Origin of the sequence: Mucilaginibacter sp. PAMB04274, from assembly GCF_039634385.2 — a bacterium.
Taxonomy (GTDB): Bacteria; Bacteroidota; Bacteroidia; order Sphingobacteriales; family Sphingobacteriaceae; genus Mucilaginibacter.
Genome location: NZ_CP155081.2, coordinates 5414517 through 5441053 on the forward strand (window position 1 = coordinate 5414517; position 26537 = coordinate 5441053).

Below are 26537 nucleotides of genomic sequence, written 5' to 3' on the forward strand. Positions count from 1 at the left end.
TCTCATAATTTGGCTCGGTTTTTTTAAGGATGGCAAAATATAAATAATTAGTAATTATATTTTTATACCAACCTAACTAACCCATAAACAAAATTATCATGACTATTATGGATACCCTGTTTTTATGTACTACCTTGAACGAAGTGTACAATGTGATGCCGCGATGCTAACTTTGTGGTTAGAAGTATTAGTTACAAAGATAAATTAAGTGCACCTTTAAGGATTTTTGTGTACCTACCACTATACCTCAAACAGATATAATGATAAACGGAAAAGTCCCAAATCTTATCAATTTGAGGCTTTTACTTACTTGGGTAGAAGGAAGCGGACCAAGATCGAACACTTAGCACCTTATTTTTGTCACCTGACAATCAATAGGTTTATTCCTGTTAAAGCGCCTCAGCTTGCCAGCATAGGCTTTTCCTCTACCGTACCGTGAACTGAAAGATGTCTGAATAGGACGTGTTTCCTGAAGCATCATGGCTTACAATCTTCCAGAAGTAACGTTGTCCGGAAACCACATCTATGCTGTTCAATTCACTATCTTTAATATCTTTTACCCATACTGCCGGATCGCTCTTGGTTCCCAGGTATACATCATAATTAACGATATCGCCATCAACGTCATTGCCTGACCAGTCCAGCTTAATCTTGCCATTTGAAGCAACAACCGTTTGCCCCAATGCCGGGATCAACAATTCTGCCGGAAAGGGTGCATAATTTGTCGTACCAGGTCCTGCGTTATAAAACTTCCAGCTATCACTCCTCCTGATACTGTCACTTTGTGAAGACCGGGAGATTACCGTCCATGAGTAGGGCGTATTTCGCTGCAATGTTAAGGCAAGTGAGGTAGCTGTGGTGCTTTGCGAGGTCAGCGTTTGGGTTAGTAAATTTTTAACACTCACCTCATAGCTTGTAGCATGGTCGGCAGCGTTCCATTTAAAGGTAATGGCACTTTGCGTGGGCGACAGCACCGTGCCTTGTGTGCACAATTCATCTTTGGCCGGAAAGAGCAGGGCAGCTTTCCCAGGTGGCAGCACAGCTTCCGGCACATCTTTACCGCCTCCGCAACCCGCAAACAACAAAGCGTACCCTATCAATAAAATCAGTTTTTTCATTTCTTAACAATTTTAAAAGCAGCCTTTTCTTTACCCTGCAAAAGCTGCATGGAGTAAATACCTGGGCTCACGGCAGAGAGATCAAGTTCGACCACGCCGGATGCATTCACATATCTACTACTCCAAACAAGGCGCCCGTTGGTTGTGGAGTAGATTCGGATTTCTGAAGAGGGAACATTTACCTCCCCCAGGTTCACATACAATGTACGCTCTACTGGATTAGGATAGGGAGTCTGATTGCCAGAGTAATTTAGCATTCTTTCAACCGTGCCCTGGCATGGTTGATTGGTACTTACGAGTAACCGGTTGCTCCCTCTGGACAAAGGCAGGCTGATCGTATTACCAGAAGTATAGTAGACCGCGCCGTTTAACGTTAATGCATACTCAGTGCCGCCTTGCAGATCAATACTCACTGTATTGTTCTCTCTGTTAAATAAAGTATATACCGCTAAATCTTTAGGTTCGGTTACCTTAAGTTCAAAACACTGTTGATAGCCCGCCTCCCCTGCTACCGTGATACATACGTTATAACTTCCGGCACCCAATGCTGGGATGGTCAACTGCTGGGTGAACGGATAGGTCCGGTTTAATCCGTTACCAGTTAACGTGGCGGTGTATCGCAGCGGTTGTTCCGCGGTAACGTCAATGGCACCGTTGGCCTGACCTTTACAACTGGCGCTGGTAGCCGATACCCTGAAGTTACTAGCCGGCAACACATACTGCGCTTCCACCAGAACCGGTTCTGTTTGGGTTGAATAACCGTCAACCGTTAATTTAGCCATGTAGGTACCGCTCTCGGTAACTGTATATGCAGTGCTGTTTTGACCAGCAATAGCGATGCCATCACGGTACCACTGGTATACATAACCCTGACCATCGCTTGCCCGCAGTGTCACCTTCCCTCCTTTGACAAAGGTGGTCGGCCCATCAGGGGTCAGTACCGGTTGCGGAATGTAACGGAATCCATCCGTAACACCCGAGCCGTAAGACGTTGTTACCCTCACTGCTCCGTTGTTGAGCGACGTAAGTGGCACCTGGGCCGAGATAGCAGTCGACGAAATAATGCGGAAACTTGCGGCTGGTGTACCTCCTAAAGAAACCTCGGTGGCACCGGTGAAGTTTTCGCCGCTGATTAGCACCTGGCTTCCGGGTCCGGCCGTTTTGGGTGAGAAGGAAACCACCCGTGGCGGGGGATTGAAAATAAAGCCGTCTTTAGTTGCGGAGCCGCCCGGCGTACGCAATGAAATAGTTCCCGATCCGCCGTTGGCGACGGTAGCAGTGATCAAAGTTGAAGAAACCACGTTGTAGGAAGCAGCGGGTGTCCCGCCAAAAGCTACTACAGTTGCACCCTCCAGGTTCGTACCGAGGATGGATACGGTCTCCCCACTTTTAGCGTTTGATGGTGTGAACGATTGGATGACAGGTTGTGGAATAAACCTGAAGCCGCTGAGTACAGCTTCACCGCCCGGTGTAATTACATTTACAGAACCAGTGCCTCCAGAACCGACGGTTGCTGTAATGCTCGTGGATGAATTAACCGTAAAAGAGGCTACCGGCACACCACCAAATTGTATGCCGGTTGTACCCAAGAAGTTGGTACCGGTAAGCGTTACCAGCGCACCGGCTCCTGCATTGGCTGGCGAAAACGAGGTGATACCTGGTGGCTGAATATAGGTGAAGCCCAAAGCGCTGGCTTTACCGGTTGGGCTACTTACCTCGACAGCACCACTTGCACCCTCTCCAACTACAGCGGTCAGGCTGGTTTCGGAAAGAGCCTGGAACGAAGCAGCAACCCGCCCGCCAAATGTTACGGCTGTTGTGCTACGCAAATTGGTACCGGTTATCGTAACCACTGTCCCTTTTTTAGCATTTGCCGGTGTAAACGAACTGATTACTGGCGCGTCCAGGAATACAAAACCTTTTAATGAGGCCTGGCCTAAAGGCGTGCTGACCGTTACCTCACCTGTCTTGCCGGTACCTATCACTGCTGTAATCTTTTCGGATGAGACAACCTGGTAAGATGCTGCCGCAATACCACCAAATTGTACTGTGGTCGTCCCACTGAAGTTAAGACCGTTTATGGTTACCGGCGTGCCGGCAGCAGCAGTAACCGGTGTAAACGATTGAATAACCGGCGCGGCTATAAATGTAAAGCCATCCAAAATTGCGGTGCCTTTAGGGGTAATAACCTTGACTTCCCCGTTTGCCCCGTTGCCCAGCACCGCTGTTATCAGTTCAGGACTAACTACTGTATAGGATTGTACTGCCGTGCCACCAAAACTAACGGTGGTTGTGCCTGTAAAGTTGGCACCTTTAATGCTGATCGTAGTTCCATAGCTACCCTTATTTTCGCTTAAGGAGGTAATGGTTGGCTTTTCAGAAAGGTAAGTAAAACTCGCCAGCACTGCGGTACCACCGGGGCTGGTTACCGAGATCTCCCCTGAAGCTCCTTCCCCGACAACCGCTGTTAGGCTGGTTGCCGAAACAATTTTAAAAGATGCAGCTGGTACCCCGCCAAAACTCACAGCAGTTACTGTAGACAAGTTGGTACCGGTAAGCGTGACGGTGGCGCCGGTTTTGGCGCTCATCAAGTTAGCTGCAGTGACAGTAGGCGGATAACTGTAAATAAACAGCCGCTGCGATATAGCTGTACCTCCGGATGTTGTTACCACAAAGGAACCCGTACCACCTTTGTCGCTTGCAACAGCGGTAATAGACGTTGGAGATTCGACACTGAATAACGCCACTGGATACCCACCCAAGGTTACCTGGCTGGCATTGGTAAAGTTACTGCCTGTAAGCGTTACTTTAGTACCAGACGCACCTGATGCTGGGGAGAAGGACGTGATACCCGGAGCCGGAACAAATTCGAAACCGCTGAATATAGCAGTACCAGCAGGCGATATCACCTGGATATCACCAGAAGCCCCGCTTCCTGTTACTGCAGTGATGGTGGTTGGCGATACAACTTTGAATGAAGCTGCCGGTGTTCCGCCAAACGAAACCGCTGTAGCGCCAGTAAAATTACGACCGGTAAGCGTCACTGTTTTACCGGTACCGGCACTCAAGGGCTGCGCTGCTGTGATAGCGGCAGACACTTTAAACGATTGTGCGAATGCTCCCCCACTTTCATAGGCTACAATTAGTTCATCACCAATACTTGTCAAGGCTGTATTCAGAATCGCGGTTTCAGAGATGCCCGTAGACGGTCCTACAGTCTCCCAATCGGTGCCAGCCAGGTTGGGCCTGACCACATTTTGCTTATCGCCAAGATCATTAATGTAAGAAATATAAGGCGTGGTACCCAAAAATGTTATAGCCTCATCGTCTGCACTGATATAGCCAGTTATTGCATTTTTCCCCACCGGTGTCCAGGTGGTCTTAGCGGCGTTAAACTGGTATAAAGCCAAGTATGACGACCGCCTGCACAGCAGATACATAGCGGACTGATTAAAAACCAGCGCCGAAACGGTCACCACTTCACCTGTATTAAACGGCACCTCCGCTACAGTTTCCCAATCCGTACCAGCGGTATTCAGCCGCGTAATGATGGCCTTTGACGTAGATCTATCATAATAAGCGATGTAGGGAGTGCCTTGTTCGATCGCCATCGCCATGTCTTTGGCTTGTACAGTCGTAAAGTTCGGCTTGCCGACAACCTGCCATGTCGTACCAGCGTCGTTAAGGCGCATAACCGTACCTTTACCGGAGTTATTATAATCGGCGTGAGCGATATAAGGAGTTGTCCCGTTGAATGCCAGTGCTATCTTGGCATCTGGAGTAACTGCGCCTGAAAAGCCCGGACTTCCTACCGTCTCCCAATTGTCGCCTGCCGCGTTAAGCTTTTTAACGGTTGCTTTATTTCCCGCTGCACCATCCCCATAAACAACATAGGCTTGCGTGCCGTTCATGGCAACATCCATGTTGCTAACAGCATTGGTGGAAATTACAGATGGTCCGGCGCTCTCCCAGCTTCCAGAGGTTTTATTATACCGCCTAACGGCCAGACGCTGGTTATTGCTTTGATCAGTGTAGGCCAAATAAGGGCGGGTACCGTCATTGACCAGTTTCATACTGCGGGCACTTCCCGGCGTAAAGCCAGATGTACTTGCCAGTTCCCATTTTGTACCTGAATCATTCAATTGCGCAATTTTAGCGCGGTTCAGAAACCCATAATCCCGGTAGGTTAATACCGGTTTGTTTCCAGCAAATTCCAGTGAAATCTGGTCGGTATTGCCGGCGGTGAAGGCAGCGTTGCCGGCCAGTGTCCAGTTTGTCGCATTTGGGCTCAGTTTCATGACCGTTAGCTTGCTGTCCTGGCTCAGATCGGTATACGCAATGTAGACAGTACCACCATTCTCTTTAAGCACAATTTCGGAAGCGGCACCCTGTGAGAAATTTGACTGACCTAAAGGCTCAAAAGCTTTTGAGGCTACGTTATACTGAATAACCGTTGCCTTGCTCGCCTGGTTTCCATTAGCGTAAGCTACACAAGGTATTGATCCCTTAAAGGCAAGGGAAGTGAAATTAACCGAGCCAACATTTGTCTCAGTAGAAGCCAATGTCTCCCAGTTGGTACCTGTGGCGTTAAGGCGCATCAGCATTACCCTCGTGGATATACCTACATCTTCATAAGCGACATACGGTACATGATTATAAAAGGCCAGAGATGGGTAATACGCTTTACCTTGTGTAAAAGAAGCGTTACCGACGTTTTCCCAACCGGTTCCGGCAGCATTCAGCCGCATTACAGTCAATTTGGTGCCGGCTAGTGCATTCTGAAATATTACATATGGAACATCATCATTAAATACCATGGACAGGTGTCCAATTTGTCCGCTCGGTAGCGCATCTGCTCCAACCGTTTCCCATACGCTCGCACCTGGCAATAGCTTTTTGATATATACTGTTCCTATATTCACATAAGCCACATAAATAATATCCTTATTAATTTCGATGTTTATTAACGTAGGACTTTCGAATTGCGTATTAACTACATAGTTACCCACCTGTTCCCATCCGCGGCCAGTTGCAATGGGGCGTCTTACCACAACACCTTTGTTTATACTCATAGCCACATACGGGATACCTTCTTTAAGTTTCATATCCATATGACCGGACGCTCCAGGATAAAGCTGCTCTTTCTCGTTAGGGCCAAGAGGCTGCCAGCTTTGTGCGTAGGTCCTGGGTAAAGCAAGGGTAAACAGGCAGACTAACGCTGCAAAGAATACTATTTTCAAGGGAATACAGATATAATACGAGGAAAGAGACTATTAAGCTTATAAAAATAAATGTTTTTTTTGAAAACATGCCCAGTTATAATATAAAAGGCTATTATAATACTCTTTTAGCAAGTAATGAGTATGTAAACAAGGCATCAAAGACTTGTTTCCGATTATACTAAGCCGGGAGGCAAGGTTTACCGCATGGTTTGAAGAATACCTCTTCGTAGGAAACGCTTTTCTATGACTTAGTCCGGTCGTAAAATGGTAAATTCTGGAAATTAATTTCTGTATCCGCACACTGGCTAAGCGTGCTCCGGCGATCGCCTTGCCTTGAATATCGTACCTATACCCATGGCAATGGCTTTCACCGGCACATTCTCCTTTCCGCCAAAATCTTTTGCCGCATCCCGCCTCGTGAGGTCAGCTAAATTGACGAGCCGGGTGCCGGAATTAGGGCCAGAACCAGGTTCGTTGAACCCAATATGGCTGGTTCGTCCAATACCTAATAACTGTATGTCAATTCCGCCAACGGCGCTGATTTTATATTCATACTAAAGGCAAAACAACTCTATCAGTTCCTTGGAAAGTGTTCCGTCCGGAATATGAATGTTTTCACGATTGATATCAATGTGATTAAACAACTGCTCGTTCATAAACCGAACATAACTTTGTTCGGCATCGGGTTGCATAGGGTAATACTCATCCAGGTTAAATGTAACGACATTGCGAAAACTCAAGCCCTCATCCTTGTGTAACCGTATTAACTCGCTGTAAACGCCTACGGGAGTTGCTCCTGTCGCCAGGCCTAAAACAGCAGTTTCATTTTTTGCTGCTTTTCAATAATGATGTCTGCAATTCGCCGGGCAACCACGAAGCTGGCGTCGGATGGAGTGGCAAATACTTTAACGGGAAGCTTTTCAAATCGCGTCTCTTCAAGGAGGTTTAGTCGTAACATAAACGTGTATATATATCAAAAGTGTAGATTATTGCTGTGCTCTAGCAGGATCAGTAATTTGTTCAGAGGTAAGCGGTTCTGGCGTCAGTTTGGGGTTCTGCCTTTCATAATAATAGATCCCTGCTTCCCGATACAGCCTAGTATGCATGGCTACACGGCTGTAAAAGTTTTGAAGGTCTTTTCGCGCATCCTGCGTCCAGCCTGTTTCGGCCAGGGCGGTGATACGCGGGAAAAGCATATATTGCAGTTTAGCTTTTGATGGAATAAATTCTGTCCAAATGCCGGCTTGCACACCTAGTATATGGGATCTCTGCTTTTCGCTTAGTTGCAGATCATTTAAGTTGAAACCATAAAGTTTATCAAGAGAAACGAAAGCCTTTCCCCATGTTCTTCCATAACGTTGCGTGCTGTCCTGCTTGAAGTCAAAATAAAACGGTAAACGTGGGCAAAGGACAGTCGCAAAACCCTTGTCAAGGGCCTTTTTCAGTTGCTCCGGGTGGTCGTGCCGCCACCAGAAAATTTGGGTTTTATCACGTGGTAGATTAGTATCAGCGGCTTCATCCCACAACAGAACTTTGTTATTGAGCTTATACAGGGTATCCGCCATACGAGCACTAAAGTAATGCTCAACGGCAATCAAATCCCGCAAGCGCTGACTGTTCATAAGTTTTTTTACTTCGAGGATGCTATTCCATTTTTCATTTCCAAAGCTTACTTCATCACCGCCTATGTGCACCATGTTAGAAGGAAAAAGAGCATCTGCCTCCCTTAAAATGCTGCTTAAGTACCTGTAAGTTGTATCCAAGCCAGGATTAAAAGTAAATTCTGGATGTTTGGATGAACCACCACCGCTGAAAGCTGGATAGGCTCGGTTAGCGGCCGTTGCGTGACCCGGCATATCAATCTCCGGGATGACGTCAATGAAACGTGCGCCCGCATAAGCCACAATTTCTTTGATCTGTTCTTGGGTATAATAATTAGCTGGAGCCAACGGGTCGTCGAAACTACCTGTGCTGCCGACCTGTGTGAGTTTGGGATAGGATTTAATCTCAATCCGCCAAGCCGGCTCATCCGTTAAGTGCCAGTGAAACTTATTTAATTTATAAAAAGCCATCCAATCCAGCAGCTCTTTAACGGTGCTCATTCCAAAAAAATGCCTGGATTCATCTAAAAGGATGCCCCGCCATTCGAAACGCGGTTCGTCGTTAATTTCCCAACCCGCTATCCGGATAGTCTTTTTTCCCACATTCTTCTGGCCAAGACGGATTAGTTGCAGGAAGGAGTTTATTCCGTTGAATAAGCCGTGGGAAGATGTAGCTGAAATGGTGGTTCCTTTTCTGCCAACGGTCAAGACATAGGCTTCGCCTGTCTGAGCCCGGAGCTTCTTGACGAATTCTAGGTGAATCCCGCCGCTAACTCTCAATTTCCCTATTATAGCTGTTTGCCCTACAGATTTTAACAGATCCGCTTGTAAGAAATTTGCCAACGGTTGAATTTCAACGCCATTGTAGCTGATGACGGTTCGTTCCGTTAAAGTAAATTCCTCTGTAATTGCTTTAGCCGAATTAGGTTGTGGAATGATAGGGCATGGCTGCGCAAGGGCAGCCATGCCAATCAGCATGTAAATGGAAAAGTAAAGGAACTTCATATTAATAGTTGCCTGAATTGGTAATGCCGGCTTTTAATAAGAAATAGCCAGCAGCTGTATCATTGTTATAAACACCGCCGCCGGCAGCGTTGAAATCAGTTATGTTGATCTTAGTATCATTAGCTACAATACTGCCGTTTGGCAAAATATTGTCGCTGATCTTTATGGAATATTCTGAGTCAGTTGTATTATCCCGGTAATAGCCAATACCATGATAGAGATCACTGGCAGCACTGCTTACATTAATGGTATTGCTCATTACAACCACGTTTTTAAGAAAAGGAAAGGCTGGCAAGTTTGAGTATTCATACAGCAACACTCCTGATCCATTCATAGTATTATTGCTGATCGTCACGTTTTGTCCATTACGTACTTTGACACTGCCGCCACTTCCATTAGTTGGCCAGCCGGTTATGGTGTTATTACTGATAGTTAGACCATTGAAACTATGTCCGTAAATACCATGATCAGTTAAGGCATCATTTGCATTTAAGGCTGTATTCCGATTAATAATATTACCGTCTACAAGGGAATTACTTTGGCTGTTATCATTAATGGCACAAACGAAATATCCGGTCGTTCCGCCATTGCCAAAGGTATTATTCAACACTTTAGTATCCGTCGCTCCTTTAACCCAAACACCTCTACCAGGGTCTGTTGAACGATGCATGAAATTGCAATTAGAAACTAGGGCGTTGTTCGTGTTGATATATTCCAGATAGTCATCTTTTAAGTTATTTGACTTATCAGTATTTGCCGCCCGCTTACCGTAATCGAACAGACAGTATTTCACTTGCGGCGCACTTGCACCACTAATCTGCATCCGGATATTCCAAAAGGTAATGCCTGATAAGGTCACGTTGCTCATATCAGTTGTATAATTCAGGGTCAGAATTGAAGCTAAACTGGTTGCATCGAAAATGGGGTTGGTTGTTGTTTGCTTGACCAGTGAAACACCCGCTTTCATGTTAATTTTCCCGGTAATTGTATATGTACCGGGCTGTACTAAAACAGTTTGACCAGCCGTTGCACCGGCAATAACAGCGTTAATTTGCGCGAGCGTCATTCCCGTTTCGATAACATGGTCAGCAACAGAGTTAGCTCTGACTTTCTCCGTTCCAGTTTGGTCTGATACATCTTTAGGTTCCTGGTTGTTTTTCTTGCAGCTTGTAACCGCAATTACGCTTACCAGTGCAGCAATCATCAATTTAGTTTTCATAATGGTTATGTATTGGTTAATGGTTTGATGAAGGGTACTGTTTGATGAAGTCCTTGACAGCTTTCAGCCACCCGGCATTCTCATCTACAAATATTTTTGTTCCATCCGGATTGCGGGTTTTGCTGCTCGTCCACAATAAGCAGCCGTCTGCGCCCAGGTCATAAAGTACTTTGAGACGATACCACATTTGTTCATAGGTTAAGAATGTGGTTTGATCACCATTCCAAACCTCAGGCGTGATATACGGTAATATTTGCTTTCCGGAAAAGCTATACTTATGGCAGGCTTCTAAGTTGAAAACAGCAGCTTTGTACCAGTCCAGACTATCTACGCCTTTATAATTGTAGAGGGAAGGACTGTAATAATCCACTTCAGCAGCTACAGGTCGATAAGCCTTATTTAATCGCTCATAAAGTTGCTGGTCTTTTGGAAAACCATAGGTATCCTGCGGCACCGTGGCATAAAATCCAAGCGGTGAAACTTTATTAATCCGGCGAAAAGATTTTATGGCGTCTAACATGCGGTGTACTGTTCTGGATGTGTCAAATCGGTTCCATCCTTCAAGGTCGAGGCTTACCAAACCAGTAGGTTCATTAACCGCTAATGCGGCTAATGAATCCATCCGATTTAGATTAATTGTTCCGTTCTTTTTATCTCCATTGGGATAATCCAGCACCTTATGTTCGTAAATCAAGTTATACTTTCCAATACCTATGGACTGCAAATAATTTTGCAGTTGCGACATTGAATTTTGTTGCTTCACACCTTGCTTAATATACCCTGCATAGACAATGAAGCCGTAGATGTTGAATGGGTGCCTCTTAGCATCCTGAGCGTTCCCGCTCTTGATACCCATTATGAAAAACAAATCAATCAGTAACAGTAACATCCCATAATTCCGCATGGTTCTCATTTTAAGGATTAACGGTTAAACTGGCTGTACGATTTAAGCTCCTGCTTTCGTCGGATGTGGCATTCACGGCAACAAACACAGCATTATATTTGCCTGGCGCAGCATAATTGTATTGATATGATGGCAGTTTTGCCGTTATATTTTTGATGCTGGTACCAGCATCTGGAGTCACGCGGGTTAAATCAATTGGTCCAGTGATCGCCCATGCTTCTACTCCGGCAGTAGCAGCGGCGGCTGTGGCGGCGCCAGTGATGACAAGTGATGTCTTGTCGGTATAAACCCATCCAATGTTATTAGTATTCTTGGCTGGGTCAAAGGAGACAGCCCAACCAGGGCCAAAGGTATTTACTCCATAGTTACTAATGGCGCTGGCAGGCCCATTCAGGTTAGCGATGGTGTAAGATGTATTGTCACTTAAAACATTGGTAATAGCGAAATTGGTAATGGTCCATTTATTTTGAATAGAGCCGGGCGCAGCGGTGTATTTGAACGCCAAAAAAACCGGTTGGCCCTTTGAAAATTCTGAAAGGTTGATAGTGCCGGAAGATACAGCCGCAGCTGCACCTGTAGAAAGCGTCGCACGGCCAGTAATATCGGTCCAGGTAGCAGCGGCTATATTGGCGTTAGTCCCTGCCGTATCGCGTGTAAAAACGCCATTGACTAACCCCGCTTTAGCTCCTTTAAAATCAGTAGAAATTAACAAGGACAAACTCCCTGCCTGCGAACCATTGGCACGAAGGCTACTGAACTGAAGCTGGGGAGTACCCGTTGCATTCGTACGGGAGATATACTCATATCGTTTGCCGACCTCGCCGGAGTAAAAGGTAATCATATCAGGATTACCCGAAAATTTAAAAATAACTGTATCCTGCCGCCCGAAAGCAGAGGTTGAAGTGCCATTCACCTTTGTTGTGGTGACGTCAAAGCTTATAGGTTCTGCTTCGTTTTTCTTGCTGCACCCATAGGAACCCAGCAAAAGCGCTGCCACCATAGGGGTAATGAACTGGAATATTTTTATTTTAATTGACATGATTGCATAGATTAATTTACCAACCTGGATTTTGAGTAGCCGCATTATTTACCGTCAGCTCCGAAGCTGGAATTGGGTAAAGCAGATTACGGCTGGTTATGTTAGAGCCGGCTAAAGCGCCATATGCAAAAGATCCTCCGTTTGCCCGGATCTCCGCAGCCACGTTGTTCATCGTCTGTACCCAAATACCCCAACGGATCAAATCCGGTTTACGTTGGGCTTCATAACAGAGCTCCCGAGCGCGCTCATCCTGAAGCGCTAATTGAAATTGATCTTTTGTTAGACCGCTTAGGTCTACCGGAGATGAAGCGATGGTAACGGTTGCCGTTGCACGTTGGCCCGCATAAGTAAATACTGCACCTGTAGCTGCAGCAGTTGATGCACCAGCTGTTTGCGTAGGGCCCATAGCCGTAGAGGTTCCAGAAGTAGTAACTGTATAGAGGTTATTTCCATTATAAATCTGGGTTCCGGTAGTGTAGGCTGTATTGGGCTGCCAGGCGTTACCAATGTTGACGGTTGGTGCAGAAGTATAACCCGATCCCGGGTTTAGAATAGCAACAGCCGTAACCTTACCGGTGGTAGCCACAACGGCCATACCTGTTGCTCCGGTACCACCACCCCCGGTAAACGTAACAGGGATATTCACATTGGTGGTCAAATAGCCGGTATTTCCTGTGGTGGCTAAAGTCACAGTGTTTAACACGTTCTGCGTTACACCTGCAGTGGCGGGATCAAGGCCGAACCCTCTCCTTCGCACTTGATTAATGGCATCATAAGCAACTGCCGTCGGACCGTTAATATGGTTTTCAGCTTCCGCGATCATAAGCAGAACATCAGCATAGCGTAGAACCGGAAAATTAATTGGCGTATAATTTTTTGCTTTTACAGCAGACAGCTCATATTCTCTCCGCCATTTACTCGCATTCCGGTTATAGATCTGCGCCGGTGTAAAATAATTGTAGCTGACCGGATTTGTGGTGGTGTTATAACTGAATGGAGCAATATTCCAATCACGTCTGAGGTCACCTGGTTGGTATAAGTTAAATAATTTGGCGGTGGTGTTCACAAAACCGTAACTATAACCCACTTGGTCAAAATTTACCGAGAGGGCAATACCATTCGTATTTCCTAGGCGATTCTGATTACCTGAACCATCGGCACCCGTTCCCTTATAGTCCATTTCCCACATACTCTCCTTAATATCATACAGGTCCTGGTGCATGTTGATGAAAAGTTGGCGATAGCTTCTATTCAAAGCATGTTCACCCGATGCTTGTACCATTTTTGCCCATTTCAATGCCTCGGCATATTTGGATTCATCGTTCAAAGGATAACCAGCCATTTGCAAGCAGACTCTGGCGAGAATACCTTCTACTGTAGTTTTCGATACCCGGCTTGGAGAGCCCAAAACAGTCGCTGTGCTAACCTTTGCTTCTGCAGCCTGCATATCTGCCAATATTTGGTCATAAACTTGTTTCGAGGGCGTTCTTGGAATATTAACCCCAGAAACTGAAGGCGTTGGTTCTATCTTAAGAGGAACATCACCAAAATAAGTGACCAACAGATAATAATAATAGCCTCTAAGGAACAGCGCTTCACCCAAAACAACCTGGCGCTTACTCTCGTCCATTTGTGCAATATTGATATTCTTGATTAGGAGATTAGCTCTTTCTACTCCTCTGAACAGGGTATTCCAAAAGTTACTGAGGTCTGCGTTACCATAGTCAAAGTTGTATACCATTGTTCCTGTTGTTTGCCCGGAACGAGCATAAAAACCTTCATCTGTTGGTGCACCTAGGGCGTCAAAAAGGGCATCGCCATAAACACCTGGTGAGCTCAGCGGCTGATAAACCCCTGCTAGAGCGTTGGTTAACTTAGCTTCGGTATCATAATAATTATCCGGCACTAGTTGATCAGTGGGTACCGTATCTAAAAATTTCTTACAGGAAACCACACCCATACAGAGTACGGTTAATATGAGACAGATAATCTTTTTCATAATCATGTTTATTTTGCGGTTTAAAAAGTAACATTGGCACCAAAGGCGAGAGTCCGTGGACGCGGATAGGCACTATAATCAAATCCACCAGTTAATGCTGAATTATAAGTGCTTACCTCTGGATCCAAACCTGTGTACTTGGTCCATGTATAAAGGTTTTGCCCTGAAACATAGATGCGCAGCGAGGTTATTTTAACCTTATCGAGCCACTTTTTAGGAAGGTTATACCCGAACTGAACGGTTTTTAGCCGAAGGTATGAGCCGTCTTCAATTGTTCTTGTTGAATATCCTCCGCCAAAGAAGCCATTGACACGGTAATTTGCAGAAGCTGTATTGTTTGGCATCCAATGATCTGTGTAGCTGTCAAATTGTTCCAAGAAGGTCTTATTAAGCGCATTTCCTTCAAAAACCATACGGCTGGTATTTTGCAGCTGATTGCCGTAAGACCATTGAAAAAAGACATTTAGATCAAAGTTCTTATATACAAAATTGTTGTTGAAACCTCCAATATGCACCGGCAGGGAATGACCGATAATTGTATAGTCAGCGGTGTTTACGACACCATCTCCATTGATATCCTTGTATTTAATGTCGCCTGGCTGTATAGAGGAGCGGGCATTACCGTTAGACGGTACATTATCTCTAAGCAGGTAGGTATTGGTTGATGTTTTTGTAAAGTCACTGTACTGATAGTTGCCGTCCCATACATAACCATACATCAATCCTAGTGGCTGGCCAATCTTGGCAATGTAGGCCGGAATTCCAGACCAGTTGTTATCCCAAGAAATACCGGTTAACAAAGTCTGTTGGTTGTTAGCCAAGGACAATACCTTGTTTTGATTAAAAGATATATTAAAGCTTGAGCTCCATTGAAAATTCTGGCTATTGATGTTAACAGTATTCAGCGTAATTTCTAAACCTTGATTCTGAACGCTGCCGATGTTTTCAATTGCACTGCCGTATCCTGACGAAGCAGGTAGGGTAGCATTTAGGAGCAGGTTAGCCGTTTTTTTACGGTAAATATCAACAGTCAGATTAACTCGACTTTTTAAAAAAGCTAAATCTAAACCTGCGTCATACTGATCTGTAGTCTCCCATTTTAGATCAGGATTGGCAATTGTCAAAGGCACAATAATAGGAACATAGGCGTTATTAAAAACATAGCTGGAACCCGGTTGAACGGCATATCTGGCCAAGTAAGAGAAGTCGCCAACTCTGTTGTTGCCTGTTCTACCGTAACTTGCCCTGATCTTACCGTCAGTAAGAACACTCTTATTTTTAAGAAATCCTTCTTCGGTGAAACGCCAGGCTAGTGCGCCGGACGGGAAATAGCTCCAATGATTATTACTGCTAAATTTGGATGACCCATCCGCCCTGTAAGATCCTGTGAAATAGTACTTAGACCTGTAATTGTAGGCAACACGCCCCAAAAAGGATGCAGCATTCCATAACGAACTGCTGGCCCGTGTTGATGCTGGAGCTAACGTTCCCTCGTCCAATCCGCTAACACCTAATGATTCGTTCGGCAAAAAATTGGCTCCAAAGCCCCTTACAGTAGACGTATTTCCTTGTTGAGTAAAACCAAGCAAGATGTTTAGGTTATGAGACTGGGCGAATGTTTTTGTGTAGGTCAATGTATTCTCGTTGGCCCAATTATTCACTTTCGTAGTCATGACAGACCCGTTAACGCCATTGGTCAAACCAGCGTTACTGGTTGGGCTACCATAGTAAGTACGTGTGTTGTTAAAATTTTCGTTCTCTGTAACCGTATTGTTGATCACACCAGTGGCCTTAAACACCAGTTCCGGGGTTATATTGTAAGTTAAATACGTATTTACGTTTAGATTATTAGTATATACATCACGAACAAGGTTCATTTGATTCAACACGGGGTTGAACTTATAATCATTGGATGTATTAGTCGTAGGGTCTAAGCTATCGTCCTCGGTAAACGTGGTGAGTGGACTATAACCCCAGACACTGTAAAGAATGTTGGTTGTGCCACTGTTTGTAGAGGTTGAGGCAGCATTGCCATACTGCTTCAAACGGGCATAGTTGGCGTTAATTCCTACTTTTAATTTGGTATTTACGGTTTGATCCAAAGTCACCCTACCCTGGTAACGTTGGTAACCGGTTGCGATGATCGTCCCGGTTTGATCATCGATAGAGCCGGATACAGAATATAAGGTTTGGGCCGTTCCACCCCGCAAGGCTAGAGAGTAGTTACTTAACCTGCCTGTTTTGAAAAACGGCGACTGCCAGTCGGTCGATTGATAATTTCTATAATCTTCCAGTGTCCTACTCGGCTGAGCTAAGTAAATGTAAGTAGGCGTTGGGTTTAAAGCATTGCCTAAAGTACCGTCACGTTCCAGGTTGTAGGACAGGAAATCGTAGGCATTCATTAACTTCATCCTTTTGATGTTGGCATTGTAGCTTTGAGTTGTAGTGAAGTTAATTTTAGGAGTACCGGTAACACCCTTTTTCGTGTTGATGATAACGACGCCATTAGCACCACGAGCTCCATAGATTGCTGTTGAAGACGCATCTTTAAGTACTTCGATTGATTGGATATCTTGTGGGTTAAAGGTATTCAAGTTAAATCCCTCAATAGGGAAGCCGTCAACCACATATAAAGGGGAATTGTCCTGCGTGATAGAATTGGGGCCACGAATTACGATATTAGCTTGTGAGCCGGGCTGACCATCACTAGAGTTAATTTGCACACCGGCCACACGTCCAGCAAGCGATTCATCAATTGACCGGACAGGTGCTTTAGTCATGTCAGTAACGGGAACTTGTCCAACTGAGCCTGTCAAATCCTTTTTCCGGGCCGTTCCGTAGCCGATGACAACAACTTCATTCAGGTCAGACTTTTGTTCCACTAAGGTAACTGTGATCTGTTCGCGGTTACCAATAGCTTGTTCTTGTGTTACAAAACCGATGTAACTAAAAACCAATGTAGCTTGTGGATTTGGCACATTGATCGTGAACCTACCTTGTACATCGGTGACTGTACCGGCCGGTCCGTTCTTAACTTTCACTGTAACCCCTGTTAAAGGTTCGCCTTTAGCGTCTGTCACAGCGCCCGAAATCTTCCGAACCTGTGCAAATGCACTATAGAAACCTGAATTGAGCACGAGGAAGAAGACGAGGATTCTTAAACAACTGCCCCGTCGGTAGGCATCAATATGAGAATGTAGAATTTTTTTCATAATGGTTTAAATTGGTTTACTGGAGCATTCGTCATGTTCATAATTGTTGGTTATTTATTGGTTATTGGCGCAACTAATACTATGTTGTTAAAAAATGGCTGGTTATAGCTTTATGAATGATTTTTATGTTAGCTATTGGATCGTGAACTTTCCTTCCAGTCGAATATCCTGAGAAGAACTACCGACCATAACCTTGAAGTCCCCGAGTTCAAGCACATATTTCATTTCTCTGTTGAAAAGTTTGAGATCATCTGCAACAAGGGAAAAACTAACCGGCTTGCTTTCTCCCGGCTTAAGCGTAATCCGGTCAAAGCCCCGAAGTACTTTCTCGTAAGTTGTAACCGAACTCAACAAGTCGCGTATGTACAACTGCGGTATCTCGTCGCCGCTCACTTTGCCATTGTTTGTAATTGTAAACGAAACAGTTACCTGCCCTTCGTCGCCACGCAGGTTATTTGTTAATTTCAGGTCTTTATATACAAATGAGGTATAGCTTAAGCCAAAGCCAAACGGGTACAGTAAGCCTTTAACTTTAGCCAATTCTCCTTCATCAGTTTGAGAATTAGGTTTAGCAGGAAAATTTAAAGGCAGCTGTCCTACAGATTTAGGAAAGGTTAGCGTAAGCTTGCCGCCTGGGTTGTAGTCTCCGAATAATACATCTGCGATAGCGGTACCTCCCTGAGCGCCGGGGTATCCAGCATATATTATTCCGTCAATCTGTTGGTCAATCCAATTGATTGTCATCGGCTGAGAGCCAATCAATACCACTACAACCGGCTTGCCCGACGCTTTGATAGCTTTTACCAATCGCAACTGAAATCCGGGTAGATCCAGACTGGTTCGACTTTTATTTTCACCGGCAGTTAAAGTATTGCCACCCAATGCAACAACGGCAACATCAGCCTGACGGGCCACCTGAACGGCGCTATCTATGGCGGCCTGTTCAGCAACTGTTGGGTCTACCGGCATGATCTCACTTTCGGGCCAGTGCTTGTCCACCAAGGTACAGCCTTGAGCGTAAGAAACATTAGCCCTGCCTATTTTAGCAATAATTCCTTGCAGAATATTTGTACTTTCTGACTTAAGCGGACCGTAGTGGCCGTGCGCATAGGCATCATTAGCCGCATTTGGACCAATTACTGCAACTTTTTGCTGTTTAGCCAATGGAAGTACCCGGTTGCGGTTCTTTAGGAGGACAATGCTTTCTTTAGATGCTCTTAAAGCAACAGCCTGGTTGCCTTTACTATTGACAAGAAGAGCAGAAGCTTTTGCGTTTAACACATACGGGTGGTCAAATAAACCCAGCTTGAACTTGACGCGTAATACATCCCGTACCCTGCTATTCAGCGTATCCATAGGAAGGCGTCCTTCTTTCACTAATTCACGGGCATAGAGTATGATACTGTCTGGCTCTTTGAAAGTCGTCCGCACGTTCATTCCTGCCATAAATGCTTGATAAACGGCTTCTTTAAGATTAGCAGCAACATGGTGTTTACGATACAAATACTCCAGAGCATCACTGTCACTGACCACGTAACCTTTGAAGCCCATTTCTTGCCTTAATCGCTGAATAAGCCAATAACTACTTCCCGACACAGGTATGCCATCGTAATCGTTATAAGAGCTCATGACTCCCATTATTCCAGCTTCCTTGATTACTTTTTTAAATGGGTAAAGCAAAATATTCTCAACTTCACGAGGAGCAATCTGTGGGTCAGTCCGTGCCAATCCTTCTCTAGCTCCTTTATTGGCGCTGTAGACGGCAAAATGTTTAGCCGTAGCAGCTATCTGGTTGTTGTGTTGCATCCCGGTTGCCATTTCTACACCTAGACGTGCAACTAAGTACGGATCCTCGCCAAATACTTCCTCCAAGCGCCCCCAGCGCTGATCGCGCGCCACATCCAGAATAGGCGCATAAACATTGGTATAACCCAGTGCTCGTGCTTCCATTCCGGTAATCAATCCTTCCTGCCGAACAAGTTCTTTATCCCATGTCATTCCCATATTCAGTTGTGTAGGGAAAGCGGTAGCTTGGTAAGCTTCTACACCCCTTATGCCTTCATCTGTAAAATCCGCCGGAATGCCTAACCTGGTTTGTTCAATAAAAAACCGTTGGGCTTCGTTCATCGCCCATACATGTTTTTCGATATCTGTTACATAAGGGCTGGAGGAGATTTTATCCCAATTAACAAAACCATTCAGGTGTTCATCAATATTGGCAATACCATCTTTCCAGATTTTCTCTTTCCATGCTGGTGTCGGAAGAGAATCCTTTAAGATACGATCGTATCCATACAGGGTGGCCATTTGGCAAGTTTTTTCGTTTAGATTCATTTGCGCTATGAGGTTATCAAGGCGCTGCTCAATCGGTTGCTCTGAATCTTCGTACAAATCTTTTTTGCCGTTTTTATTCAGGTCAATCCAACCTTTTTTATAAATGTTAGGCTTAGGTCGGAAAGCAATAGAGGTAAATAAGAGGAATAATAAAATTACACGTAGTAGAGTACGGGTCATATAAATAGTTTTGAATATAATCAGTTTTGGTTTCAATGCGCCGTACATGCATGCAAGATCAAACTGTCGATGCGTTCTGGCAAAGACGAAGATGAGATGCAATACACTTTTTTAGAGGGTAAAATGCCGCCGAATTAGGGGTAAGGAATCGGCTATGTTAAGAAATGAGAAAAGAAAGGTTAAAAATCAACTTAAACCTCGTGGGTAAGCACTTGGGTTACATAATCAGATGGAGACTTGCCAAACTGCTTTTTAAATTCCTTACTAAAATACTTCCGGTCATTAAAGCCGACTGCATAAGCAACTTCTGCAATCGTCAATTTATTTTGCACAAGCAAGGCGGCAGCTTGCTTTAACCTTACCGATTTGATGAAATCAGAGATTGACATTCCGGAAAGAGCCTTAATTTTACGGTATAATACAGTTTGACTCATGCCAGCCTTATCAACAAGCATCGCAACATCAAAGTCTGGGTTTTCAAGATGTGACTCGGTAATTCGCAGTAATTTATTTAAGAAAGTTTCATCCGGTGAATCAATCACACGGCTAGTTGGCATCAGCAACATCTGTTGCGAAAATTTCTGGCGCATGGCCTGCCTCACCGACAGTAAATTACGAATATGCTGCTGCAGGATATTGACGCTGAATGGCTTGGTAATGTATACATCTGCCCCCCTCTTTAAGCCGTCTAGCTGGTTGTTTTGATCGGCTTTGGCAGTTAAAAGAATAACCGGAATGTGATTGGTACGTTCATCCGCTTTTATATTCCCACATAAGGCATAGCCGTCCATAATGGGCATAGCTACATCACTAATAACGAGATCCGGTATTGTTTTAAGTGCAGCCTCCCAGCCTTCCTTACCATTTTCACTTTCGTATATTTGATAGTCACGGCATAAAGTAACTTTTAAGAAATCGCGGACTTCCTGATTATCCTCAACGAGCAACAGCACAGGCTTTTCAACTTGCAATTCGGTTTCATGGCCCAGTGTAGGAAGGCTAACCGGACTCAGGATTTCCTCGTTTTCGATTTTCAATGAATTCAAAGACTTGGCAAACTGATCTGCTGAAAAGTGGGATAATCCGCGAGCAAGAATAACCTTGAAGGTAGTTGTACCGCTATGCTTTTCTGTAGCTTGTACACTATCGACAGTAATCTCACCTTTATGCAAGTCAACAATATTTTTTGCCAGCGCCAATCCTATACCCCAGCCTGATGCGTCGGCTGCGCCTTTATCCTGGTAAAAATTTTCAAAAATATGTTCCTGCCCCTCCTTACTAATACCGGGTCCATTATCAGTTAAATGGATTTCTACACTACTAGATCCCGTTTTTAAAGCAACAAGGATGGTACCGTTATCAGGCGTAAACTTAAAAGCGTTAGACAAGATATTAAAAAGTACCTTTTCCAACTGTGAGGCGTCGAAATACAAAGCTACTGGATGCTCATCTGCTTCAAATAAATAAGTAATATTTCTGGAGGCAGCCAGACCAGCAAAAGACTCAAAAATATCTTTGCAGAAAGCTGAAATATCCTGCTCTGCTACCCGGAGCTTTAAAAACCCGTTTTCCGCTTTCCTAAAGTCTAATAACTCGTTCACCAGCCGCATCAGTCGGTTTGCGTTCTGCTTTACATATTGTAAATGCTGACGAAGAACTATATTTCCCTTTTCTGCTTCGAGTAAACTTTCTACAGGAGCTAGGATCAATGAAAGTGGAGTTCGTATTTCGTGAGAGATCTTTGTAAAGAAGTCCAATTTTAACTGATGTACTTCCTGTTGCCGCTCGTAATTCAGATGTTCATAATACAAGTCACGTTCCAGGCGTGCTTGGCGGCGAAAAAATCTTATTACTAGATAAAGTGTAACACCAAAAATAATGAGGTAAGCCAGGTAAGCCCACCATGTTAGCCAAAAAGGTGGTAATATACGTATGTGCAGTTTCTTAATAGTTTTGCTCCAAACACCATCATTATTGCTGCCACGAAGCAAGAAGTCATATTCTCCAGCTGGCAGATTTGTGTAAGTTGCTGTAGGCACACTAACATAATTCCATTTTTTTTCAAAACCATCCAATTTAAACATGAATTGGTTACGGTCGGGCTTGTCAAAATTGAGAGAAGTGAAGTCGATACTGAATACGTTCTGGTTGTGGTTAAAAGTAATTTCTTTAGTTAGACTTATATCCTGGTGAAGAAGACCAGTTTTGTCACCGATCGCTACGGGTTCGTTGAACAGCTTCAATCCCGATAGCTGAACAACCGGCTCAATCTCGTTGGATTTTATTTCTCTGGGATTAAAGCTAACTAGGCCGTTATAGGTACCCAAAAACAGGTTACCCCTTTCATCTTTGAACGAAGAGTTATAGTTAAATTCATTTGTCGGCAAGCCATCTTTTACCGTAAAGCTCTTGAATTTATATGAGCGTAAGTCAAAACTAACTAAGCCATTGTCGGTACTGATCCATAGCGTATTGGCATCGCCCTGTTGTATATTCAATACATTATCGCTCGACAGTCCCTGTGAAATGCCGTAAGTTATGAAAGACCCTTTGGAAGGAATATAACGGCTCAGGCCACCATGAAAAGAGCCGACCCAGACGTTTCCCTGGCTATCTTCCTTTATGCAATTGATGTACCCGACCTTTAAACTGTTTGGATTACGTTCATTGGCCATGAACCACTTAAACGAAGCAGACGTTGGTCTAAGCAGATTTAATCCTACGGTTGTACCAACCCAAATATTATGTTTAGAATCTTCATAAATACATCGAACACTCTCTTTTGTCAGCCTGAATGGTTTAACCGGATCCGACAAGTACATTCTGAACCTTTGAGACTGCAGATCTAATATATTCAACCCGTTTGAGGTGCCTACCCAAAAGCGCCCCCGACTGTCTTCAAGTAAACTGCTGACAATATCGCTGCTTATAGATGCAGCATTGTTGGGATCGTGCCGGAAGTGCTTAAAATTCTCCCCTGCCGGCTGAAACAGCTCCAGGCCGCCCTGATGCAAACCTACCCAAAGGTTATCCTTGCTATCGCGGTATACTGCTTTCACAAAATTTGTCGATAAGCTTTGCTTGTTGGCAGGCTGGTTTTTGTAATGTTTGAATTCGCCAGAGACAGTGTTAAACTGGTTTAGGCCGTAACCCTCTGTTCCAATCCATAAGTTTCCTTTTGGGCCGGCAATTATAGCACTTATGATATTGCCACTAATGCTATTTTTGAATTTATTGGCTTGATAAACCTTGAAAGGTATATTGTCCGGATGAACCACATTTACACCACCATAAGTAGTACCAATCCAGATACTGCCATTTTGGTCCTGGTAAATATCTTTTATAGAATTATCACTTAAACTCCTACGATTTTCTGCATCATGCTCATAACGCACGAAGGTTTGCGTTTCGGGATTCAGGATATTAAGTCCGTTAATTGTGCCGACCCAAAGCTGACCAGTTTTGTCTAGTATAATTTTCCTAACGTCATTATGACTCAAGCTGTTTTGATTTAGCGGATCATGTTTAAAGTGCGTAAAAGAAGCAGTTTCCGGGTTATAAAGGTTCAGCCCCCCGGTTTCCGTGCCGAACCAGAGGCGGTGCTGGCGGTCTTCAGTTATCGTCCTCACGGCATTACCATGAAGGCTGTCGGGATCATTACCCGTACTAGGAAAAACTAAATACTGGTATTTCCCTTTTGCGTACGAAATTTTGGTTAGACCGTTGCTGCCACCTACCCATATATTACCGGCATGATCTTCATAGATGGCATATACCTGATTACTGGACAAGCCGGGTTGACCTATCTTCGCTTTGAAGAAGTGCATGAATTCTCGAGAGGCGGAGTTTGCCAAGAGATTCAAGCCGTTGTTCGTCCCAATCCATATTCTACCTTTTCGATCGTTGTAGATACAGTAAACATTATCATCACTGATAGAATGCTTTTTTGCTGGATTGTGCAGAAAATGTTCAAAGGAATTATTCTCAGGCCGGTACCGGTTTAGCCCTTTAACGGTGCCAACCCAAAGGTTCTTTTTGCTGTCTTCAATAATTGAGAACACATAATCACTGCAGCTGATGCTGCCTGGATCTTTGTAATCGTGGTTAAAGGTTTTAATCGAACGCGCGTCATAGCGGTTTAGGCGATCGCGGGTCCCAAACCACATATAACCTCTACTATCCTTGCATATCGAGATCACCGAACTTTGCGATAGTCCGTTAGCTACGGTAAGGTGATCAAAAGAAAGCTGAGGATAAGCTGCTGAACAGGCTAACAACAACAAAATCACGCACCAAAACTTCCTCATCGTCTATTAAATCCTAAATGTAACTTTTTTTTGCAGAAAATGTCAATCGTTAGGTGCCTAAAAGAAAGGGCATTACCACTTGGCAACAGGCAAGTGTAAGCAGCTACTCTTGACGCATCCTTGCAAAGAAATTGTTTATAATCGGAATACAAATGAAGCAAGTATCTACAATATTATTTAGGGATAACACACTAAAGACTAATTATTACCCCTGAAATAACCGAAAATTACCCTCAAGAGCTATAAAAATGCCGGTAGTTTTGGACTTTAACTCATCACGTGATCATTACAAGGTGGGCTTTACAGACCAATTCATGTCCTTACAATTTTTTGATGCAGGGTTTATTGCTGGAAAACCTTTGTAATAAAATAGTTGAAGAGAAAATTTCATTACCAGTCGTTCTACCTTAAACTAGGATTACTGCTATGTAGATAGCATGAGTGCAGAAATTATTATGAAGAACAAAAAAATACTTATTGCTCTTGTCGCGGCCCTGTCTTTAGGAGTAGCACAAGCCAAAAATTTACCGGGTCGAGCTCGGGACTCTATGGATGTGTTGAAAACAGTGGCCACTCTCATACCTCTGGACATGAAACGGGTTACGCAAATAGCAGAGCTGCTTCCGCCCGCACCTCAAGGTTTGGGTGAAAACTATCACAACCGTACAGTTTGGAATAAACTCTATCAAGATCCTGCTTATACTAGAGTTCTTGAAAAAGCAGTTTTGCTGTTAGGCAAACCGTTCCCTGCGTGGGATGATGAACAATATTTAATGTACTTCACGAAAGGTACACGCACCGAAGGTGAACGGATGATGAGCGCCAGGTCAAGCTGGCTAATACCATTGGTTTGGGCAGAATGCTTGGAAAATAAAGGGCGGTTCACTGGCACTATCCAGATGGTGTTAACCGAATTAATCCACCAAAAATCTTGGTCGCTGCCGGCACATGACAAAACTAAACAAAACATTGAGGGTCGCTATTACACGGTGGATTTAGGGGCATCCGTTCTTGCGCAAAACATTGCACAAGCTTTATATCTACTCGATGACAAAATACCGCCATCGTTGCGTAAGGAAGTCCTTGTTCAAATGAACAAGCATATTTTTGAACCAGTGCTGACCTCTCTAAGAACGGGAAATAATTACCATTACTGGCTCACCTGGACCAACAACTGGAATTCCGTTTGCCTGGCGGGTGTTACCGGCGCTGCATTGGCACTAATTCCAGAACCTAAAGAACGCGCAAAATTTGTCGCCATCGCAGAACGTTACTCGAAAAATAGTATAGCTGGATTTACAGATGAAGGTTATTGTACAGAAGGTCTCGGGTATTACGCATACGGATTTGGACACTATATACTTCTGCGTGAGAGCGTTTTCAAAGCAACCAACGGGCATATTGACTTGTTTGCAGATCCGAAAATCAAACGGATTGCCGCTTATGCGCCTAACTTAGAAATTATCAACGATGTTTATCCCTATATTGCTGATTGCCATGTTGGACTTAAGGCACCTGCGAATATATTGTGGTACTGCAGCCGCACCCTCGGACTTGGATTAACAAAATATGACACTTTAAGCTTTAAAGGGCAAACGGCTGACCTAATTGAAGATATCATGCAGGTTTTCCCAAACTCAGCTTCCGAAAGTCAGATTAAGGCGGTAAATTCATCACTATCGCCTGGCTTGAGGTCTTATTTCAAGGAGGCTGGCGTGTTGGTGGTTAGACCGCTTCCTGGCACTCGTGGCAAAATGGGAGCCGCCCTCAAAGGCGGCAACAATAATGAAATCCACAATCACAACGATGTAGGATCGTTTAGCGTAGTTGTGGGTAATGAGATGCTCATGGGAGATCCTGGCGGCCCCTTTGTTTACTCTGCTAAAACATTTGGCCCCGAACGCTATACTTTTAAATCCATTGGGTCATACGGGCACCCAGTTCCTTTAGTTGCTGGAAAGGACCAGCAAGCTGGAGCTGCAGCCCAAGCTGTCATCTCAAAAGCAAACTTTACGGATCAGCGAGATGAATTTACCATGGACATATCTTCAGCATACAAGGTGCCTAACCTTACTCAATTAAAGCGAACATTTCTTTATGACCGACAAGATTTGAGTTCTTTGACGGTAAAGGACGACTTTCAGTTCAAAGCTAAAGCAAACTTCGAATTCGCGTTGATCACGCGGGCCGGATGGCGTCAAACCGGACCTGACAGCATTGAGTTCGATGGTGAAAAAGAAAAGATGATAGCCATCATCAAGACCCCAAAAGGCTTTCACATCATATCCGAAAAAATTGAAGAAAATTCACCATCATTCACCCGTATAGGAATCGTGCTGGACCCTTCGGAATCTGGCTCCATCACGGTCACTTTCAAGCCAATTACATCACTTTAAC

General features: G+C 44.4%; 11 protein-coding genes and 1 pseudogene. 1 reads left to right on the forward strand and 11 read right to left on the reverse strand.

Annotation, left to right across the window (positions count from 1 at the left end; all coding sequences use genetic code 11):
- Positions 1 to 425: 425 nt before the first annotated feature.
- The 11 genes and pseudogenes from ABDD95_RS23125 to ABDD95_RS23175 all read right to left on the reverse strand — a co-directional run bounded on the left by ABDD95_RS23125 (position 426) and on the right by ABDD95_RS23175 (position 24140).
- Entirely contained in the window at positions 426 to 1118 is a 693-nt protein-coding gene (locus ABDD95_RS23125) for a hypothetical protein (RefSeq protein ID WP_345949737.1), read from the reverse strand.
- Positions 1115 to 6358 carry an IPT/TIG domain-containing protein gene (locus ABDD95_RS23130; protein ID WP_345949738.1) on the reverse strand — a complete coding sequence of 1748 codons (5244 nt, stop codon included), beginning with the start codon at positions 6356 to 6358 and terminating at the stop codon, positions 1115 to 1117. The genes ABDD95_RS23125 and ABDD95_RS23130 overlap by 4 nt, the downstream gene beginning before the upstream one ends.
- Before the next feature lie 308 nt (positions 6359 to 6666).
- Positions 6667 to 7298: pseudogene (locus ABDD95_RS23135) on the reverse strand (6-phosphogluconolactonase); the annotation flags it as partial.
- A 28-nt stretch (positions 7299 to 7326) separates the two neighbouring features.
- Positions 7327 to 8946 carry a beta-N-acetylhexosaminidase gene (locus ABDD95_RS23140; RefSeq protein ID WP_345949739.1) on the reverse strand — a complete coding sequence of 540 codons (1620 nt, stop codon included), beginning with the start codon at positions 8944 to 8946 and terminating at the stop codon, positions 7327 to 7329.
- Position 8947: 1 nt separating this feature from the next.
- The gene (locus ABDD95_RS23145; protein WP_345949740.1) at positions 8948 to 10165 is read right to left on the reverse strand and encodes a right-handed parallel beta-helix repeat-containing protein; all 1218 of its coding nucleotides are present in this window, start codon (positions 10163 to 10165) and stop codon (positions 8948 to 8950) included.
- 16 nt (positions 10166 to 10181) lie between these two features.
- The gene (locus tag ABDD95_RS23150) at positions 10182 to 11078 is read right to left on the reverse strand and encodes a hypothetical protein (protein ID WP_345949741.1); all 897 of its coding nucleotides are present in this window, start codon (positions 11076 to 11078) and stop codon (positions 10182 to 10184) included.
- 1 nt (position 11079) lies between these two features.
- Positions 11080 to 12108, reverse strand: coding sequence for a DUF5017 domain-containing protein (locus ABDD95_RS23155; RefSeq protein WP_345949742.1), 1029 nt, complete (start codon positions 12106 to 12108; stop codon positions 11080 to 11082).
- A 16-nt stretch (positions 12109 to 12124) separates the two neighbouring features.
- Complete coding sequence (locus ABDD95_RS23160) at positions 12125 to 14107, reverse strand: RagB/SusD family nutrient uptake outer membrane protein (RefSeq protein ID WP_345949743.1); 1983 nt, start codon at positions 14105 to 14107, stop codon at positions 12125 to 12127.
- A 20-nt stretch (positions 14108 to 14127) separates the two neighbouring features.
- The gene (locus ABDD95_RS23165; protein ID WP_345949744.1) at positions 14128 to 17319 is read right to left on the reverse strand and encodes a TonB-dependent receptor; all 3192 of its coding nucleotides are present in this window, start codon (positions 17317 to 17319) and stop codon (positions 14128 to 14130) included.
- 132 nt (positions 17320 to 17451) lie between these two features.
- Positions 17452 to 19833 (reverse strand): glycoside hydrolase family 3 N-terminal domain-containing protein, encoded by a 2382-nt coding sequence (locus ABDD95_RS23170; protein WP_345949745.1) that lies wholly within the window; start codon positions 19831 to 19833, stop codon positions 17452 to 17454.
- A 191-nt stretch (positions 19834 to 20024) separates the two neighbouring features.
- On the reverse strand, positions 20025 to 24140 hold the full coding sequence (locus ABDD95_RS23175; RefSeq protein WP_345949746.1) for a two-component regulator propeller domain-containing protein: 4116 nt from the start codon (positions 24138 to 24140) through the stop codon (positions 20025 to 20027).
- Positions 24141 to 24577: 437 nt separating this feature from the next.
- Here ABDD95_RS23175 and ABDD95_RS23180 point away from each other — a divergent pair, with 437 nt between their 5' ends.
- A complete protein-coding gene (locus tag ABDD95_RS23180) occupies positions 24578 to 26536 on the forward strand; it encodes a heparinase II/III family protein (RefSeq protein ID WP_345949747.1) in 1959 nt (652 codons plus the stop codon).
- The last annotated feature ends 1 nt before the right edge of the window (position 26537 follow it).